Genomic DNA, 15,667 nt, shown 5'->3' with positions numbered 1-15,667 from the left:
TTACGCCCCTACAAAGTTGGTTACGTTCACGTTAAACGTGATGGATTCGAAGCCGCGGCGCGGTGTCATTACGGCGCTCAGACCATTGTATTTGCCATCTGCGTAATCTGACGGATTCAGGCTGGTGTAATTCGCGAAAGGCACAGCGTTGATAACAGCGTTACCCGCATACGTACCTTTTTCGTACTCGGTGTTGAAGTCTTCTTGGGTCAGACCGGTACCAATTACTCGTCCGAGGATCAGGCCGTAACTGATGCCGTTACGCAGAGTTTTAAGAGCGCGGCGCTGCAGTCGGTCGATGCCGTTCTGCTCATAGTACAGCGGGTTAACAGTGGTGTTTGATCCGTTGATTATTTCGTTAGCCAGGTCGAGCTCGAGGTTAATGGCAGTCCACGCCACGGAATACCAGTAGTTGAACGGATTTCCGTCCAGCATGTGGCCAGCTACCAGCATTTTGTTGCTAAGTCCACCCTCCGCAGCAGTGCCAACGTAGTTGATGCTGTTATCCTGTAGTGTCTTCAGCAGTGTGCCATTACCTTCAACCGGATACTCGGTAACCCCGTAACCAAAGCGGTATGCCATCGGCGGAACCATGTTTGATGATCCAGGGTCGTTTGCCAGAGAGGACTGGAACCAGGCGGCCATGGAAAATTCGCCTGCAGGGATATTTGTCGATTCCACACCGGCAAACACAGATTTGTTTTTGGTGGCGACCCACGCCTGGTAAGTGGCGATCGTGGTGGTAACGAAGAAATAAACCAGTGATGCCGGGCTGGTATACAGGCCAGTCAGGGTCTTGAAAGTCGTCTCACCGTCCCATTCTCGCGGCACCAGGTACGAGAAGAATTTCTGGTAGGTGTTGCCCAGAGAGATATCTTCATCGATGAAGTCAGACAGAGCGGCGACAGCAGCAGCAACCGACACATCACCAAGCTCCAGGACATATACCGCACGGGTCGTTCCCTGGGACCAGAACGTGGTGTTCATTTCGATGATTTCGTTTTCCGCTACGGTTTTCACCGTACCCATGACTGTTGCCGTTCCAGGATCTGTCGCCAGCGGATAAGTGAAAGCGGTAGATGTGGTCACAGTGGCGGTGACAGCGCGGTTATATGCTGATGGGGTAACTCCAGATACAACCAGCGGGACAGTTTCGCCAATGTTCCATCCATGAGCTGCTGAAAGCGTAACGGTAACAACACCAGTTGCCCAGGTAATCGTTGAAATGGTCTTGGCTGGTGAGGTGATATCCTTCAGATCATCTTTAGTCGTCAGGAGTTGATACTCACCAGCCGCAAGGGTTGTTCCGCCCATGGAGATCATCGCGCCGGATTTGAGCAGTTGAGAGGGCTTCGGTGGATTTGTCACCGAGAAGTTAATGTTAACAATTGCCATTTATTTATTTCTCCGGGTAAATGGACGGAATCGCTGACGTGATCAGCCTGCGCGCGACGTTCCGCATGCGCTGCTGGTAATAGTTGACTTTGAACTTGATCGTTTTTCTCATGGCTATGATGTTCAGTTCGTTCTGCGTGACGCGCTCGTCCTGAACAACCGGGATGTTCATCACGCCCATTTCCGCATCATCGGCGAGCGTGTACTGGTGCACATACCTCAGGAAATCTTCCACTCCGGAATTGCGTAGCCCGGTGATGGAGATCGTCACATCCTCAGAAACAAGTTGATACTGGTTCTGCTGCTCATCGAGATAGAAGCTACCGGCGATCGGCGCGGTGTTGCTGCACTTTACCGTTGCATACGGCGGTGAAAGGTTCTGCGTAGACAGCATGGCCGGGAACATCGGCATGTACTGACTCAGCGTCAGCCATACCGGCAATGAGCTCGAAACCACTACATCAGACAAGTCGATATCGTCAGCAGAGTTGATGATCTGCGAGCGCATATAGGGGAATATTGCCTCCCCAGTGTAGTGGTAGAGGTTGGCCGGTTCGTTTAGTCCGGTACGCCTGGAGAATGAAAACTGGATGCCAAAGAATTCTCCGATGTACAGGACATCAGATCCGATGTCGTTGAACGGGTCGATGTCAGCCTGCGCGGTAAATGTCACGACGTTCCTGTCGTAAAGCTGCTCATCGTCCTGAATGGTTTCGGTAGTAAGGTGCAGGTAGCCTTTAACGTCAACCGTATCGGGATCGCTGCTTGGGTCGTCAGACAGTACTGACGCTTTCACCCAGAAAACGAAACCATCGAGGGGGAGAACCTTACGGATATACTTCGTGAACGTGACCACCTGAAATCGGCTCAAGTCGTCAAGACCCTGCGTCAGCGTGGCGTTAAGCTCGGTTTTAGCAGTCTGCTGCAACTCACTCAGGGAAGGCATTCAGCACCCCGCTTACCCAGGCGCGCATCGCTGCCTGATAGGTTCCGGTATCAATAAATGAAGGACGCGGTGGCCCTTTTTTATTCTTGAATCGCCTGGAAATACCATCCTGCGCGCGGCGCGTAGGTACGCCAGGCAATCCGTTCATTTCGGTATTGTCGAGGAAGGCGACGAACAGGTCATGTATCCGTGACATCGACTCAGCAAGAGGATCTCTGATAGGCGGTGCTCCGGCCATCATGTTCTCAAGCGACGCTGCCATGTCATTCGCCATCAGGTCAGCGATGTCGTTGCTATACCTGTCAAAAAACGTCTGCATGATCTGGTACTTTTCCTCCAGATACTCGGCGACGTCTCCGGTCGTGGTGTTTTCGTCCTCATACGGGATGTCAATCACTCCCAGGTGGAAGGTGATCATGACAGCCCCCACAAACTACCGAACTGCTGGGCAATCATCAGATAGCGACGTCCCCAAGGGTCCTGTAACATCTGCAGATCTGCCAGAGACAAATCTTTGAAGAAATCAGGCACCAGACGCTGCGCGCTGGTTGAGTTATCCCCGGCACCAGTAATCACGCCAGCCTTGAAATTATTCAGGCCATACTCTTTCCTGAATTCGGCAAATACCGATTCGGCACCGTAGTTGACCAGGAAAGACGCGCCCAGGTTGTACACTGCAACGGTGTACAGGTTCGGCGTGACGCACGCGATATCAGGGTTTACCCATTCAACCGCGCCGCCATACGCCAGGGTGAAAGACGGCGAGTCGTCGGGAACCTGCGCGGCGGTCACGCCCATGTCAGTTCGAACGAATTCGATGAATCCCGACAGGCTCGTTGTCATTTTTTCTTGCTCCCGGATTTCTCAGTAACGATTGTTTCGTTAACCGTTTGGGTGTCTTCGTTGTCTTCGCGCCCTTTAGCCTGCTCAGCGCTGACTTCCATCTCACCGGAATATCCGGTGCCACTTTCGCGTAGAGAGCTATCAAGAGCAGCTACAGATGCCTGACGGCGACCGTGTGCACCACGGGTCAGGTGAATATCGTTATCACGAATTGCTTTTTCGATTACCGACGACGGAACAGGTTTGTTGATGCTATAGCACAGGCCGACAAACGCCTGGCTTTGATCAATTCTCGTTGAGTCAACCAACCCGTAAACCTGGTGATGCTGAACAACAGCATCAACTTCTTCAGTTGAACCGTCCAGAACCATCATTTGTTCGCCGTGGTTAATAGGGAACTGAACAAGTCGGCCAGTTTCAAGTCGGCGGAAAGCGAAAATTTGTCGTTGTTTGGTGGTATTAGCGATAAACAGCTTCATTTATTGACCTCATAAGAAAAGCCCCTGCTGAGTTTTCTCGGCAGAGGCTTACGCGATTCTCAAGTTAACGGGTTAGGAGCTGTATGCCATCGACAGGATAGTGATAGCTTCAGGACGCACAGCCCAGCCAGCAGTGGAACGCATCTCTGACAGGACATCAATCGCACCACCTGCAATCGGCGTAGGAATTTCACGCGGAGCAGCCATATCGGTAAACATCAGCGCGTTAGCAGAAAGTGACGGGGTCAATTTGGCGAATTCGTTGGTGTTCACAGTCGAGTTGACCATAGGCACTTCAACCTCTGGGATGGTGATTACCACCGCATCGGTACCGCCTGCACCAGCGCCGATCAGAGTGTCGTCATATACCCAGTCAACCTGAACATTCGCACCTTTCAGTACGTCTTTAACTGTTCCGCCAACTGTATCGGTACCACCACCAGGACGCTGATAAGAGGTCAACTGAACGATCTGCTGAATTTCCATAGCACCAAGTACGCGCTGAGGACCGAGGATTACGACGCGCTGCTGGCGACCCAACTGCATGGTTCTGGTCAGGGCTGCCTGTACGTGCCCCAACAGATATACTGCCATCTGGCCGTGGTCGTATGTCAGCACCGTAGTATTTCCGCTGCTGTCTGCCGGCAGTGACTCTGTTGTCGCACCAGCGGTGTTCAGAAGCCCCTCACCACCTGCAGGGTTCATTCCATACAGCAGAGCAGAGCGTAGCTGCTGAAAGATTCCCTGACGCATACCGAGTCGCTGAGCTTCAGGCAGTGCAAAGTTCCAGTTACCAGCAGCGGCCATATCATGGTGATCGTAGATACCACGGCAGCGGAACAGGTAGGTTGGGGTGGAAATCATCTTCGCATCCAATGCAACGCTCGGCAGTTGGTTACCGTTACCGGACTGACTGGAGGTGGTCTGGGTTCGAATATCCAGGCGGCGCATGTAGACGTACTGATCGCCTACGCCGAGACGGACTTGCGGGTTACCGCTGGCGATGGTTTCAAACGCACCTGATGCCTGCTGGTAACCAAGGATCATCTCCGGCGCGATATACGACGGATTGACGATGGTGTAGCTGGGGGTAATTGCAGCCATTTAATTCAGCTCCCGATTAAAGTAAGACCAGCGCGCAGCTGTCGGTGTTATTCCAGGTCAGGAAGCCCGTCGCGCTGTCATAGCTGACAGTCTTGGAGTTCCCTGATTCGATGGCGATCACTTTTACCGGCAGCGTGATGTCTGAAAGCGTAACTGCTCCGATAGTGCCCTGCGTAGTTGCTGCGCCGCTTGGTGCAGTTGCCGGTGCGTAGGTGAAGGTGGTTGTACTCGGTACAGACAGAACTACAACGGTACCGTTGTACGCAGCAGGAACAACGCCACTGATTTTCACGTACTGACCAGCAGTAAGTCCGTGAGCAGACGCCGTGGTTGCTGTAGCTACGCCAGAGGCATAGGTCACAGCGGTTGTCGCAATATCAGAACCAGAGAAACCGGCCGCCGCCGCGGTGGTGATCTGGTTGTTCACGAAATCCCAGGCCAGCGGAGTTTTCACTGAGGCGCAGGAAGTGCCCAGCGCAACAACCTGCGCAGAAGCTTTCAGCGGAACGCGCATGTTAGAACCAAGGCGGTAATACGAAACGCTCATGCCAGAGGCGTACAGCGGGACAGGAGATTGCGGAGTTGTCAGGCCGTTGTGAGCCTGATTGAAGACGGTAAATCCTTCCAGTTCGGCAACTGAAGCTGCGCGACGGATGTATGATCCTCGCGGACTTGAACTGGTGCCAGGCAGAAGCTCGGCAACCGGCAGACCGCCCCAAATTGGTTTGGTCTCAGTTGCAGCCACAGTGCCAGCCGCCAGATTAAAGCGGTTGGCAGGGTCATCGAGCGCCACGCCCTGAATATAACCGTCGGACTGCACACCAAAGGAACCAAGCGCATTCGTGGTTGCCATCGGGTTAAGAGATAAATTAGCCATGCTTGAGAGCTCCCGTTAAGCCTGGTTGTTAAAACTGGTGACCTGACGTTTACCAGACTGGAACGGTGCCCAGGTGGCAGCAGGATCGCCTTCAAAGGTGCTAATCTGACGACCAGTAGCATCAGCACGCTTAATTTCACGCAGCATGCCAGGGCCAACAGACAGACTTGCTGATTTCTGTGCATCGGCGTAGATCTGTTTTTCTGCCACATTCAGCAGAGCGGAATCAGCGATAGATGACAGGTCTACAGACTTGAAGTCAGGCGAATGCTCCTGAAGCTGGATCATCAGGCGGCGGCGATATGCCAGCGGCTTTTCACCAGACAGTGGAACTGGCGCGCGCTTGCCAAAGCAGGAAAACACGCTATCAGCCTTAACCTGCGCGTCGGCGACTTCGTTACGCTCTTCATCGCTAAGTTCCATAGGAATGCGGGAGCGAAGCTCTGCAATTTCATGTCGCAGTTGAGAGTCTGCTTTTTCGCGTTCACGTTCTTTACGCTCACGCTCCAGACGGTCATCCTCTCCCTTTGCTTCATGTTCCAGTTTTTTTAGCTCACCTTCATCGGCCTTTTCCTTAGCGTTTTTTTCTTCCTCGTCTGCTTTGGCTTTCGCCTCTTCGGCCTCTTTTTCCTCAGCATCAGCCTTTTCTTTCTTGGCTGCTTCTTCGGCATCGGCCTTGGCCTTAAGGTCTGCTGCTTCTGAGTCAGCCTTGGCCATACGTGCATCGATCGCCTTATTAATCAGCGCTACGATTTTTTCCTCGTCCATCTTTTCAGCCTCGTTTGGAATGGAATCAGATTTAACACCAGTAGGGGCAAGGAGCTTGTCCCATACGCCCTGTTCACAAATTGCAACGTGGTCGAGCAGCTCAGGGGATGGCTCCACCAGTAGAGGCTGACCGTCGATCTCAATGATTGAATCGGGAACCTCAACAAACTTGACCGTTGGAGAGGTGCTTAATTGCCTTGTCGCCATTATTTCGGCAGCCTCGGCGTCATATACGCGTGCAATCGCCCACACCTCGCCATTATCAGCAACCCAACTATTTGTCAGGGTGCCGATAACGCGCTTTGCGAACTCATTGCTATCAAGCGTATTTTTCTCCGGGTGCAGCCATATGAGCGGTAGCCCGGCAACTCGCTGGAGAAAATCTGGGGTGAGATAGTCGTCCGGGTTACGAAAGGCCATCTGTTGATCTGCGGAACGCCAGGTAACCCCTGTTCCGGTAACCCGGATGGCGAACATCCACATGTTGATAAAGAATTGCGGGCTGCTTAGCGTCCCGTCAGCGATGAGCGCTGCCACCTCGGTTTCATTAAGCGCCTGCTGCTCCAGCATCTCAGCGAAGGGCTGATGAAGCGGTTTGGGCAGATCGTCAATGTGGAACCATCCGGCGGCCAGCGACTCGTCGTTAAGCTTCGCCTCGAATTTCTCCGGCACTTCGGCGCGAAACGTCAGGTAATCTCCGTAAACGCTGTGCGGAGTTAGCGGGCCATCGTACTGATAACCAACCTCTTCCAGCACCTCGCGGCGCGCGGCATCAATAGCCAGCTCGCCCGGCTCTACCGTTCCGCCAGGCTGACACCACGTACCATCATCCGAGCGCTGGATCAGGAAGACGAACTTACCCTGACGGAACATTATCCCGCTGCCAAAAATAGCCACGTTTTAATGCTCCTATGCTGCTTTCTTCATCGACTCCATGAACTTATGCCCCTTCCGGGTCAGCATGTATTCTGGAATGCTTCGGAGGTTGTAGATGTAGGTCACGTAGCACTGACAAAAGACCTCTTCGCCAGGCTGAGTGATTTCGTCGAGGTAACCGGCAGGACCAGCTTTCACGTACCCATTTTTTTGCGCCCAGTTCCCGCGAATCAGGTAATACAGCCGATCGCGTTCCTTGTGGTCCTCGCGGAAGTCATAACCCGGCCTCCTCCAGTGGCTGTGCCATATCGCTGCAATCGCGTTGTTGCTCGTTGCGATCACGTTGTCGATGTTGGCTATCAGCTTATGGTTCTGGTCGATCATCACCCGGCGCGCTTCATAGTCCACCTTCTCGGCGGCCTTCTGAATGTGGTCTGCCGTCTCCCGCATCGTTCCCTGGATACCAGTCAGCGCAATGCTGTCAGCAGATGGAATGCTGCTGGCCCAGCCGCTAAACCGCGACAGTGTGGTGTCGATGGCTTTTTTGCGGTTGAGCTGGATTAGGTCAGCGCTGGCGAGGATCCGCCTGTCGAGTTCCGTCCTCAACTTAGGCTCAAGGTAGTTGAGCGTAAACCGGGATATACCCTGATGGCGCTTCAGTGCGCCAGCGCGCCCAACCTGCAGGTCGTATGCTTTCGTCAGGTTGCGAGTGACCATCGCCATGTAGTCATCGGCTGTTTCTCTTTCGGCAGCCTGCCGGATAATCGCCTGCCAGCGCTCCAGCTCTTCACGGGACGAATAGCCGTTGCGGAGAAAGGACTTCACCGCATCTCTCACTGTTCTGGTGAAAGTGTTCATAGCATCATCCCGCCGCCAGGCGCTTCAACTTTCGGCGGTTCAGGTGGAGGGTTGTCCTTCAGCGAGTCGTAATCTAGGTTAAGCCGCTGAGGGAATAGGTTCTCGTTAGCATTGGCGTTTTCACACGCCCACTCGATAAGCGTCGCCCGGTTTTCCGGGTCCGCGGTGAGCTGAGGCAGTACCACTTCCAGCATGCTGACGATCGCCTTAAATCGCGTCTCGTCTACCTTCACCTTCTCGCTTTCCGGCTCTTTCAGAGAGGAAGGCCAGCGATATTCGAAGTTGTTTATCCAGCTCGCGAAATACACGCTGTAGGTGTTTTTCAGCTCCGGGAAGTCGGCGCGCAGAGACTGGAAAAACTCAATGCTCCAGGCTCGATACTGGCACACACGGATGAAGAACGCATAAAGCTGATCCATCCACTCACGGACGTTGTCGATGTAGACCGCCACGGCGCGGGCATCTTCAGTTCCTTCACCGAAGCCCTGGGCAAACGTTTCAGAATTGAGAATGATCGCCGGCATATCGGCGGCGGCAGCAATGTTCTCCAGTATGTGCTTACGCGCAGAGTCGAGAGGCTTTTCCAGATTGCTTAGGTCGATTGACTCGATACCGTCCTGCGGCCCAATCTGCAATACTTCGCCAGTTTTCCCCCTCTTCAGCAACATGCGCTTGAAGCCACCAAGCGCCTGCATAACTTTGTTAACAACGGCCCCGGCACTTGCAATTTTGGTGATCAGCAGCCCCCCCTTCACCGCGACCATGTCATCAGTTCGCATGGTCTGAATGAAGGATTTCAGCGGGAAAAGCGCTCTCTGGTATACACTTCGCCCAGTGAATCCGAATGCCGCAGGGTTGTACGCGAGGTAAATCGGGTCTTCATTCTGCACGACGACGCAGCGCGATTTGTGATAGGGCTTTCCCGCCACCCGGATGCCGTCGACTTTCTGGAAGTCTTGGGCGTTAGGGTCCTGGTTCAGCACGATGCTGCCCGCGGTATTCAGCGGGTCCAGGATATTAAAGCTGACGTTGTGTTTGTACAGCGTACGGTAGTCAAGCGATTCGTTCGGCTCCTGGTTATCAACCAGCATTGCGATCGCTGATACACCGTAAATTCTGGCGATGCGAGCGGCGTTGGCGATGTGCTGGTTAGCACCCATCGCTTTCCATTCACGTTCGAACGCGTCACGCAGGCGCTGCTCAAGACCGTAGGATTGTGCAACATGCACGGTGCGCGGCTCATTCATCGCCATTTTAATCGGGCGATCCACCATCTTGCCACCCAGCGGGTGGTATAGGTAAATCGTTTTGCAGGCCTGATACCCTACAGATGATCCTGGCTGAATATCATCACTATCCAGCAACGCCATCAACTCGGGAGAGCAGCTGCCGATTTCGAAATCGTCTTCGTTCATTGTTTCTCTCGTCAGATTGCGTCGCCGCTGCCGAAGGCGATGATCAGCCCGTAGGTGTAGTCATCGAGCAGGTCATCAGCGCGCTTATGCGCTTTCTTGTCGGCCAAGTGGAATCGGGAAACCTGCTTATGCAGATGGTTTGCTGTTTCGCCCTTGAATACGGCTGTCTTCTCATAGGCGTATCGGGATATTTTTGCCAGTCCACGGTAGTGATAACCGGATGCCATGATGGCGCGCTCGTCCTTTCCTTTGCTGGTCAGGGCGGACTCAATTTTGTTGACCGGCCATCCCAGGCTTTCTCCTTTCTGCAGGAGGATGCTGCCCATACTGGCGTCTTCGATGAACACGCCCAGGCTGCCGTTGATGGCAACGCACTGGCCGGAAAGTTCGTTGAGCCGGTCGAACACCGACGGCATCCATGTTTCCAGCAGCGCGCCGTCAATCTGCACCACATCCCAATCGAGAATGGTAAGGCGCTGGATGCCAGGACGGGTGTCGACGGCGTAATACACCACCGCAGTGCCGTCATGCTCTGAACCACCTTTGACGGCGGTGTCCATGACAGCGAAGACGGCCTGGCACATTTCAGGGTAATCGACAGGCTGATCCTGATTCTCACCCTCGAACCATTTGCGGACGTCGAACAGCGAAGCGGCGGACCAGTCAACAAACTCTGCCAAAAACTCCTGGCGGAACACGCGCGGGTCGTTGTTGGCTTTCTCCTTCTCCAGCTCTTCCGGCGGAACGAACGGGTTGGAAGATGTCGGTGCGTGGTGCTCGATAAAGCCGAGGTTCTTGTCGTGGCAGATGGCATAGAAGAAGTTCTCCTCGTCCACCCCGTCCGGCGTTGAAAACACGTAGGCCCGGCCTTTCGTCGTCAGCAGCGTTGGCTTAATCGACTTCGGCCATATCTCCCTCAGCATCTCCGGCGACTTTGTAAACGCCGCCTCGTCTATCAGGATGATTTCATATTCACGGCCACGACCCGCCAGTTTATTGTCGTTGGTGACCCAGAAGTCGATCTTTCCGCCGTTCTTCAGTAGAAGACGCTTCTCCTGGCGGCTGAAGCTTTTCTTCAGTGGTAACAGGATTTCTTCTAGCTTGTCGTAGATCTCCTGATACTGGCGGTATTCGGCAGTGAAGATTCCGACGCGGCCGCCGAGTTCAATGTCCATGCCAGGGCGCTTAAACGGCGCAGTGGCATACGTCACCGCGGCGCTGGAAAGCATGAATGTCTTACCCCAGCGTCGCCCACACCGTACCGCGTGAAGCTGGCCATCCCATGAATCAGACCAAACCTTTAACTGACCGTCATGCAGCGTCGGTAGGTAAATGTCAGCCATATCATCTTCCAGGTATAGGCAGGGTGTTGTGTACGACGATCGCATTGTCGCTGTCGCCGTCCTTCATGATGTTGATTTCCATTTCCACTTTTTCAGTGGCGCGCTCTCGGTAAGCAGCATCGACCCGAAGCTTCTCAATAGAGCTTTTGGTGTACTCCAGAGATTCAATGCGCTGAGTATTTCGGTGCATTGCTTTTTCAGCAGATGAAATTAGCGAGTGCAGTTCTTTCGCTCTTTCTTCAGTAGCCAACTCCAACTCAGACTGCCAGCGACCGATATTTTCAGCAGCCGTTAGGTTCGCAGCACGCAGCCAGAACAGCTCATCGTCTAGCGTTATTAACCTGGCGTCTTCAGTGATTGCGTCAGACAGGAGCATCCTGCGACCGTATCCGCCATGCTTGAGTGCGTGCTGATTTCCGGGTGCGAATGCGTTAATCGGTGGAGCATGCCTGGATCCGCGTATCGGTTTCGCGTCTCGGGAAATTTTGGGGGAGCCTGTTTCGCGGGTGGATTTTTTATCCTTCCCGGATTTGCTGGACTCGCCATCTAACTTTTGCGAATTCGCATTTTTTTTCGCAGATTCTTTCTGCGATTTCGCACCATACGAGGTTACTTTGATGTAGCGTTTCGCAGATGCGTAATTAAGTCCCTGAGCCTGGCACCAGTCTTTGGGGGATATTCCTGTTTTGGCATGCTCGGCGAGGAACTGGACTAATAAAGCTCCCCAGTCCGGTTTTGCCATGATTCACCTACATGTAAGTAATGACTAATTTTGTTCCAGGAGTGAATGTTTTAACCCATGCCTTTGTTGGTGGGGTTATGTTTAATTCTGAAAGCACATGGAAAGCCTGAGGCTCAACAGGATTCGAATCACTTACACACAATGCAAACTTTCCTGAAATGGTTTGAATCAACGCATTCTCCACTCCAGTAGTAATTTGCTGCCAGTTGTTAGTTAATGCGATGCTTTGAGTTGATGCCATATCACTAACCTTTTAAGTTGACGGGACCATCTGCTCGGCAACAAGAAGAATCGCTGTTGCAGTAAATGTCGCGCCGTTAGATACGATGGTGATGTCACTGCCGCTGGTTGCCAGATTCCCGTCCTTATCGACACTGAAGAATGTCGGGAAAGAAAGGATATCCGTCGTGACCTGAGCGTCTCGCGTTTTCGTCAGCGAGTTACCGTTAGTCTGCGGGAAATCGACCGTCATGCTGCGGTTTGTTGAGGCGCCGGACCATGTGCCGATCACGTTAACCTTGAACGTTACCGTAGTGTTCTGGTTGAACACATTCAACTTGTTGGTCGTGGTGTTGAAGAACGGTGCAAGGGAGCCGGTGTGCGTCAGGTTTTTAATCAGGTTAATCAGATTGGTCGGCGTGGTTGGAATTACCAGGCTTAATCCGCTGAAGTAGCACTCTGATTTCTGTCTTACTAATGATGCTCCTGCCGGACCTGGTGGACCTGCGGGCCCCGGCACACTACCAAATGGATAAAGCATACCTTCTCCTTAGCGCAACGGTTTCTCTGCTTCTCAGTAGTGATTGGTCACTTCCGTCTGTTCCGGCTTGCCAAGATGGTGAATCACGCTCCTTAGAGGGTCACACAAATCATTTAGCGCACAGCCTGTCCCATGTGTCGTTATGGGTGTTTATTGCTTTTACTGTTCTACCATCCATCACATCAGGATCTTTCCCATGAGTGATGATTGGCTGAAAAGCTGTACACGCGCTATCGACGTATACGTATTTAATCTGCGGAGTGGTATTTCGATCCACGCATGCGCTGGCGAGCAGCATCATCAGACAGAGACTGATTTTCCTGTGTAACATCTTTCACCGCCTTTATGGTGGCTTCCTGTTTTGTGGTGATGTTCTGTGCCATCTCTTTTTCTGAGTTTGCACTCTTAACATCAGCGTCAGCTTTTGCCTCTGTCTGACCTTTGTTTTTCGCTGTGAACCAGGTAAGAGCAATAGCACTAATTATCCCTATTGCACCAAGTATGTACTCCCATCCGACAGCCATTAACGAACTCATTTTGGTTCCCTCATTTTACGGCCTTGTCTTTCAGCTTTGACTGACGAACGAACTGAGCAAGCACCGCGATCACAACCATGCCCTGGCTGATGTAACCTAGAATGTCGTGAGGGATATAGCCTTTGATGTCTTCAGGCAATAACATCCAGGCCTGAATAGCTGCATCAGGGAAGCTCTGTATCCATGCTCCCAGCATTGCGCCCATTGAAGCCAGCCAGACAGACCAAGTCTTGAACAACAGCTTTGCGTGTGACACGAACTCGAGACGGGTATATCTCTGGGCCATTAACAGAACAACAATAGCAACCAGGCAGAATGCGATGAATATTTTCATCAGATAACCCCCTTATAGGCGTCAAGCGTCCCGGTTCGCATTACCTCTGCGTGACGGTTTGCACGGTTTGGAGTTTGCTTTGCCCATTTGCTTGATAGCATTCCGGATGCAGCACCAGAGAAGTTACCAGAAGACACCATAGCGAGAGTGTTCTTGAACCCCGCGAGCCCCTGAACGCCCATCTGATAAGCCATGCTAATTAGGATGTCTTTGCGTTCCTGATTACATGCTTTCATCGCGGAAATGATGAGAGGGTTTTCATTCATCTTTTTGATAGTTGAAGCAACGAATGACTCCAGCCATACATCGCCAACTTCACGAGGAACGGTGAATATATAATTGCTCAGAGATGCACCTTTTGGCCCAATCTTCACACCACACGCTACAGTGGGATAACCCTCCGTATCGATGTATGGTCGCTCCTTATACCCCTCTTCATAATTTAGGATTTTCACAATGTTACTCATTATTATTTCCTTCAGAAGATGAGATCTTTCTGCACGCTGGGGTAAGCTCTGGGGGCATCAAATGTGTGAACCTTGGAACCTTCTGGCGAAATGATCACCACACCAGGGGATTGACCATTACTTTTCTGTGACGCCAACTCCTGCTCCGCAGTACGGCGCTTTAAATCTGATGCAGTCAGCCGCTTTGAAAGGCTGCTGTTTTCTTTTTGCATCTGGACGATTGTTTGCTGACTATTGTCAATAACCGCCTGGATGTTGTAACAGGCGAATGCAGTTATTAGGAAAAAAAGCACAGGCATAATCCTGATAACATAACGCCCAACCTTCAGCTCAACGTTATTTGTCATCACTTTCACCATCTGGTCCGAACCCAGGTGGATGGATACGCCTTATTATTGATGCACCCTGCCAACCGGCAGCGCCGCAACCAATACCCATAACGTATAACGACCACCCGTTCGTCATTGAAAATAAAAACATCATCATTCCGGCAAAGAGTGACACGATCACATGATTAAAGAGCGGAACTCTTTCATCAGGAGAGCTGTAAGCATACTTCGCCAGTGAGCCAACCAGATTCATGATGACCGCGAGAAGCAGAGCCGGAATGAAGTCGATTCCGTTTGCCATTGCGTAGTCTCCACCACTCTGGTGGCTGCTTAAAATGCGCCTGGCCGTAAAACGGCGCGGGGAGAGACTAGCCAGGCCGCGAAAGATGCGACCCTCAAATTGAGGGACTTGTTCACATTTATTAATGTGGATCTTGTTTAATGAACAAATCCGAACTAAGTTACATCCGTCTGATCAGACGATATGGGCCTTCGGTCTTTGTTCGTGAGTCTATTCACGGGCAAGATGGCGGCGAGTAGCGTCAACTACTTGCCGTCGCCCATTTTCACGAAGCCCGCCATTGTGCGGGTTTTCTTTTTTGAAGCGCACTAATCACCGTAGCCACAGATATTCAGCAATGAGTTGGTTGGGTCTGGTTCTTGGTGGTAATGCGCTCGAAAAAAGCCAGCGGCGCGGCTGGCAAGATGAGGGTAGTGCGTTGAGCTTTCGCTCTTATGTTCCTGGTAGGAATTTGGGCAATAAAAAAGCCCCGACATTTCTGCCAGGGCCTTTTTCGTTGGGTGGGTAACCGCAACTCTTTTGCGTTAGAACTCTTGCAANAAAAAAGCCAGCGGCGCGGCTGGCAAGATGAGGGTAGTGCGTTGAGCTTTCGCTCTTATGTTCCTGGTAGGAATTTGGGCAATAAAAAAGCCCCGACATTTCTGCCAGGGCCTTTTTCGTTGGGTGGGTAACCGCAACTCTTTTGCGTTAGAACTCTTGCAAACCTCTCAGCTTGCGATGGTTGGAGTACCAGACGATGCGTCGAAGATACCAACTAGGGGGTTCAGTGGTGCGCGCCGCCTCGCTTATCTCACCACCTCGCTCTTTCGCCTTTGACGTCCGAGCATACATGGAAATATACACTTCTATTTCCCGAAATCAAGATATTTACAAAATATTTCTACTTATGCTGCAATTTCTGGAATCTCCTTCTCCATTTCNCCTCTCAGCTTGCGATGGTTGGAGTACCAGACGATGCGTCGAAGATACCAACTAGGGGGTTCAGTGGTGCGCGCCGCCTCGCTTATCTCACCACCTCGCTCTTTCGCCTTTGACGTCCGAGCATACATGGAAATATACACTTCTATTTCCCGAAATCAAGATATTTACAAAATATTTCTACTTATGCTGCAATTTCTGGAATCTCCTTCTCCATTTCTCGCCTCATTGCGTAAAACATTTCCGCATCGAGGACGTTCTCGCACCACACAACGCGCTTACGGCAATATTGAATATCAGCACCAGTGTGGTATTGAATTCGTCGAGCGATGTCTTGCGTGTTGTTGCAATCACAATATCGTCTAATAGCTACATC

Annotated in this window: 19 protein-coding genes and 1 pseudogene; all 20 read right to left on the bottom strand. The window is 52.1% G+C overall.

What is annotated here, in order from left to right; translation table 11 throughout:
- Positions 1–1,395: a hypothetical protein gene (locus tag B9P82_RS00095; protein ID WP_101699742.1), complete on the bottom strand. Its 1,395-nt coding sequence runs from the start codon at positions 1,393–1,395 to the stop codon at positions 1–3.
- 4 nt (positions 1,396–1,399) lie between these two features.
- Positions 1,400–2,341 (bottom strand): hypothetical protein, encoded by a 942-nt coding sequence (locus B9P82_RS00090; protein ID WP_101699740.1) that lies wholly within the window; start codon positions 2,339–2,341, stop codon positions 1,400–1,402.
- The gene (locus tag B9P82_RS00085) at positions 2,325–2,759 is read right to left on the bottom strand and encodes a hypothetical protein (RefSeq protein WP_101699739.1); all 435 of its coding nucleotides are present in this window, start codon (positions 2,757–2,759) and stop codon (positions 2,325–2,327) included. Before B9P82_RS00085 ends, B9P82_RS00090 begins: the two co-directional genes overlap by 17 nt.
- Entirely contained in the window at positions 2,756–3,184 is a 429-nt protein-coding gene (locus B9P82_RS00080; RefSeq protein ID WP_101699737.1) for a hypothetical protein, read from the bottom strand. The genes B9P82_RS00085 and B9P82_RS00080 overlap by 4 nt, the downstream gene beginning before the upstream one ends.
- A complete protein-coding gene (locus tag B9P82_RS00075) occupies positions 3,181–3,663 on the bottom strand; it encodes a hypothetical protein (protein ID WP_101699736.1) in 483 nt (160 codons plus the stop codon). The genes B9P82_RS00080 and B9P82_RS00075 overlap by 4 nt, the downstream gene beginning before the upstream one ends.
- Before the next feature lie 72 nt (positions 3,664–3,735).
- Positions 3,736–4,767: a DUF2184 domain-containing protein gene (locus B9P82_RS00070; protein WP_101699734.1), complete on the bottom strand. Its 1,032-nt coding sequence runs from the start codon at positions 4,765–4,767 to the stop codon at positions 3,736–3,738.
- 16 nt (positions 4,768–4,783) lie between these two features.
- Positions 4,784–5,644 carry a hypothetical protein gene (locus tag B9P82_RS00065; protein WP_101699731.1) on the bottom strand — a complete coding sequence of 287 codons (861 nt, stop codon included), beginning with the start codon at positions 5,642–5,644 and terminating at the stop codon, positions 4,784–4,786.
- 15 nt (positions 5,645–5,659) lie between these two features.
- The gene (locus B9P82_RS00060; RefSeq protein ID WP_101699727.1) at positions 5,660–7,309 is read right to left on the bottom strand and encodes an NUDIX domain-containing protein; all 1,650 of its coding nucleotides are present in this window, start codon (positions 7,307–7,309) and stop codon (positions 5,660–5,662) included.
- Positions 7,310–7,321: 12 nt separating this feature from the next.
- Entirely contained in the window at positions 7,322–8,146 is an 825-nt protein-coding gene (locus B9P82_RS00055) for a hypothetical protein (protein WP_101699724.1), read from the bottom strand.
- A complete protein-coding gene (locus B9P82_RS00050) occupies positions 8,143–9,561 on the bottom strand; it encodes an anti-CBASS protein Acb1 family protein (RefSeq protein ID WP_101699722.1) in 1,419 nt (472 codons plus the stop codon). Before B9P82_RS00050 ends, B9P82_RS00055 begins: the two co-directional genes overlap by 4 nt.
- A gap of 11 nt (positions 9,562–9,572) precedes the next feature.
- On the bottom strand, positions 9,573–10,904 hold the full coding sequence (locus tag B9P82_RS00045) for a terminase large subunit domain-containing protein (protein WP_101699721.1): 1,332 nt from the start codon (positions 10,902–10,904) through the stop codon (positions 9,573–9,575).
- Position 10,905: 1 nt separating this feature from the next.
- On the bottom strand, positions 10,906–11,646 hold the full coding sequence (locus tag B9P82_RS00040; RefSeq protein ID WP_101699719.1) for a hypothetical protein: 741 nt from the start codon (positions 11,644–11,646) through the stop codon (positions 10,906–10,908).
- Between the two features lie 7 nt (positions 11,647–11,653).
- Positions 11,654–11,887: a hypothetical protein gene (locus B9P82_RS28185; protein WP_143704258.1), complete on the bottom strand. Its 234-nt coding sequence runs from the start codon at positions 11,885–11,887 to the stop codon at positions 11,654–11,656.
- A gap of 12 nt (positions 11,888–11,899) precedes the next feature.
- Entirely contained in the window at positions 11,900–12,406 is a 507-nt protein-coding gene (locus tag B9P82_RS00035; protein ID WP_101699718.1) for a tail needle knob protein, read from the bottom strand.
- Positions 12,407–12,654: 248 nt separating this feature from the next.
- Complete coding sequence (locus B9P82_RS00030) at positions 12,655–12,942, bottom strand: hypothetical protein (RefSeq protein ID WP_101699716.1); 288 nt, start codon at positions 12,940–12,942, stop codon at positions 12,655–12,657.
- Between the two features lie 10 nt (positions 12,943–12,952).
- Positions 12,953–13,276, bottom strand: coding sequence for a DUF7940 domain-containing protein (locus B9P82_RS00025; protein ID WP_101699715.1), 324 nt, complete (start codon positions 13,274–13,276; stop codon positions 12,953–12,955).
- Positions 13,276–13,743 carry a glycoside hydrolase family protein gene (locus tag B9P82_RS00020; RefSeq protein ID WP_101699713.1) on the bottom strand — a complete coding sequence of 156 codons (468 nt, stop codon included), beginning with the start codon at positions 13,741–13,743 and terminating at the stop codon, positions 13,276–13,278. The genes B9P82_RS00025 and B9P82_RS00020 overlap by 1 nt, the downstream gene beginning before the upstream one ends.
- Before the next feature lie 11 nt (positions 13,744–13,754).
- Entirely contained in the window at positions 13,755–14,090 is a 336-nt protein-coding gene (locus B9P82_RS00015) for a hypothetical protein (RefSeq protein WP_101699711.1), read from the bottom strand.
- On the bottom strand, positions 14,080–14,373 hold the full coding sequence (locus B9P82_RS00010) for a hypothetical protein (RefSeq protein WP_101699709.1): 294 nt from the start codon (positions 14,371–14,373) through the stop codon (positions 14,080–14,082). Before B9P82_RS00010 ends, B9P82_RS00015 begins: the two co-directional genes overlap by 11 nt.
- Before the next feature lie 1,102 nt (positions 14,374–15,475).
- A pseudogene (locus B9P82_RS28650) lies at positions 15,476–15,667 on the bottom strand (hypothetical protein); the annotation flags it as partial.

The sequence above is a fragment of the Citrobacter sp. L55 genome, assembly GCF_002850715.1.
GTDB lineage: Bacteria > Pseudomonadota > Gammaproteobacteria > Enterobacterales > Enterobacteriaceae > Citrobacter > Citrobacter braakii.
The sequence above is the reverse complement of the archived record's forward strand: the minus strand, read 5'-3'. Positions and strand labels throughout refer to the sequence as shown.

Excerpts from the sequence above, each read along its gene's own strand:
- B9P82_RS00095 (WP_101699742.1), bottom strand. The coding sequence starts at position 1,395 with ATGGCAATTGTTAACATTAACTTCTCGGTGACAAATCCACCGAAGCCC.
- B9P82_RS00090 (WP_101699740.1), bottom strand. The coding sequence starts at position 2,341 with ATGCCTTCCCTGAGTGAGTTGCAGCAGACTGCTAAAACCGAGCTTAAC.
- B9P82_RS00085 (WP_101699739.1), bottom strand. The coding sequence starts at position 2,759 with ATGATCACCTTCCACCTGGGAGTGATTGACATCCCGTATGAGGACGAA.
- B9P82_RS00080 (WP_101699737.1), bottom strand. The coding sequence starts at position 3,184 with ATGACAACGAGCCTGTCGGGATTCATCGAATTCGTTCGAACTGACATG.
- B9P82_RS00075 (WP_101699736.1), bottom strand. The coding sequence starts at position 3,663 with ATGAAGCTGTTTATCGCTAATACCACCAAACAACGACAAATTTTCGCT.
- B9P82_RS00070 (WP_101699734.1), bottom strand. The coding sequence starts at position 4,767 with ATGGCTGCAATTACCCCCAGCTACACCATCGTCAATCCGTCGTATATC.
- B9P82_RS00065 (WP_101699731.1), bottom strand. The coding sequence starts at position 5,644 with ATGGCTAATTTATCTCTTAACCCGATGGCAACCACGAATGCGCTTGGT.
- B9P82_RS00055 (WP_101699724.1), bottom strand. The coding sequence starts at position 8,146 with ATGAACACTTTCACCAGAACAGTGAGAGATGCGGTGAAGTCCTTTCTC.
- B9P82_RS00050 (WP_101699722.1), bottom strand. The coding sequence starts at position 9,561 with ATGAACGAAGACGATTTCGAAATCGGCAGCTGCTCTCCCGAGTTGATG.
- B9P82_RS00045 (WP_101699721.1), bottom strand. The coding sequence starts at position 10,904 with ATGGCTGACATTTACCTACCGACGCTGCATGACGGTCAGTTAAAGGTT.
- B9P82_RS00040 (WP_101699719.1), bottom strand. The coding sequence starts at position 11,646 with ATGGCAAAACCGGACTGGGGAGCTTTATTAGTCCAGTTCCTCGCCGAG.
- B9P82_RS28185 (WP_143704258.1), bottom strand. The coding sequence starts at position 11,887 with ATGGCATCAACTCAAAGCATCGCATTAACTAACAACTGGCAGCAAATT.
- B9P82_RS00035 (WP_101699718.1), bottom strand. The coding sequence starts at position 12,406 with ATGCTTTATCCATTTGGTAGTGTGCCGGGGCCCGCAGGTCCACCAGGT.
- B9P82_RS00030 (WP_101699716.1), bottom strand. The coding sequence starts at position 12,942 with ATGAGTTCGTTAATGGCTGTCGGATGGGAGTACATACTTGGTGCAATA.
- B9P82_RS00025 (WP_101699715.1), bottom strand. The coding sequence starts at position 13,276 with ATGAAAATATTCATCGCATTCTGCCTGGTTGCTATTGTTGTTCTGTTA.
- B9P82_RS00020 (WP_101699713.1), bottom strand. The coding sequence starts at position 13,743 with ATGAGTAACATTGTGAAAATCCTAAATTATGAAGAGGGGTATAAGGAG.
- B9P82_RS00015 (WP_101699711.1), bottom strand. The coding sequence starts at position 14,090 with ATGACAAATAACGTTGAGCTGAAGGTTGGGCGTTATGTTATCAGGATT.
- B9P82_RS00010 (WP_101699709.1), bottom strand. The coding sequence starts at position 14,373 with ATGGCAAACGGAATCGACTTCATTCCGGCTCTGCTTCTCGCGGTCATC.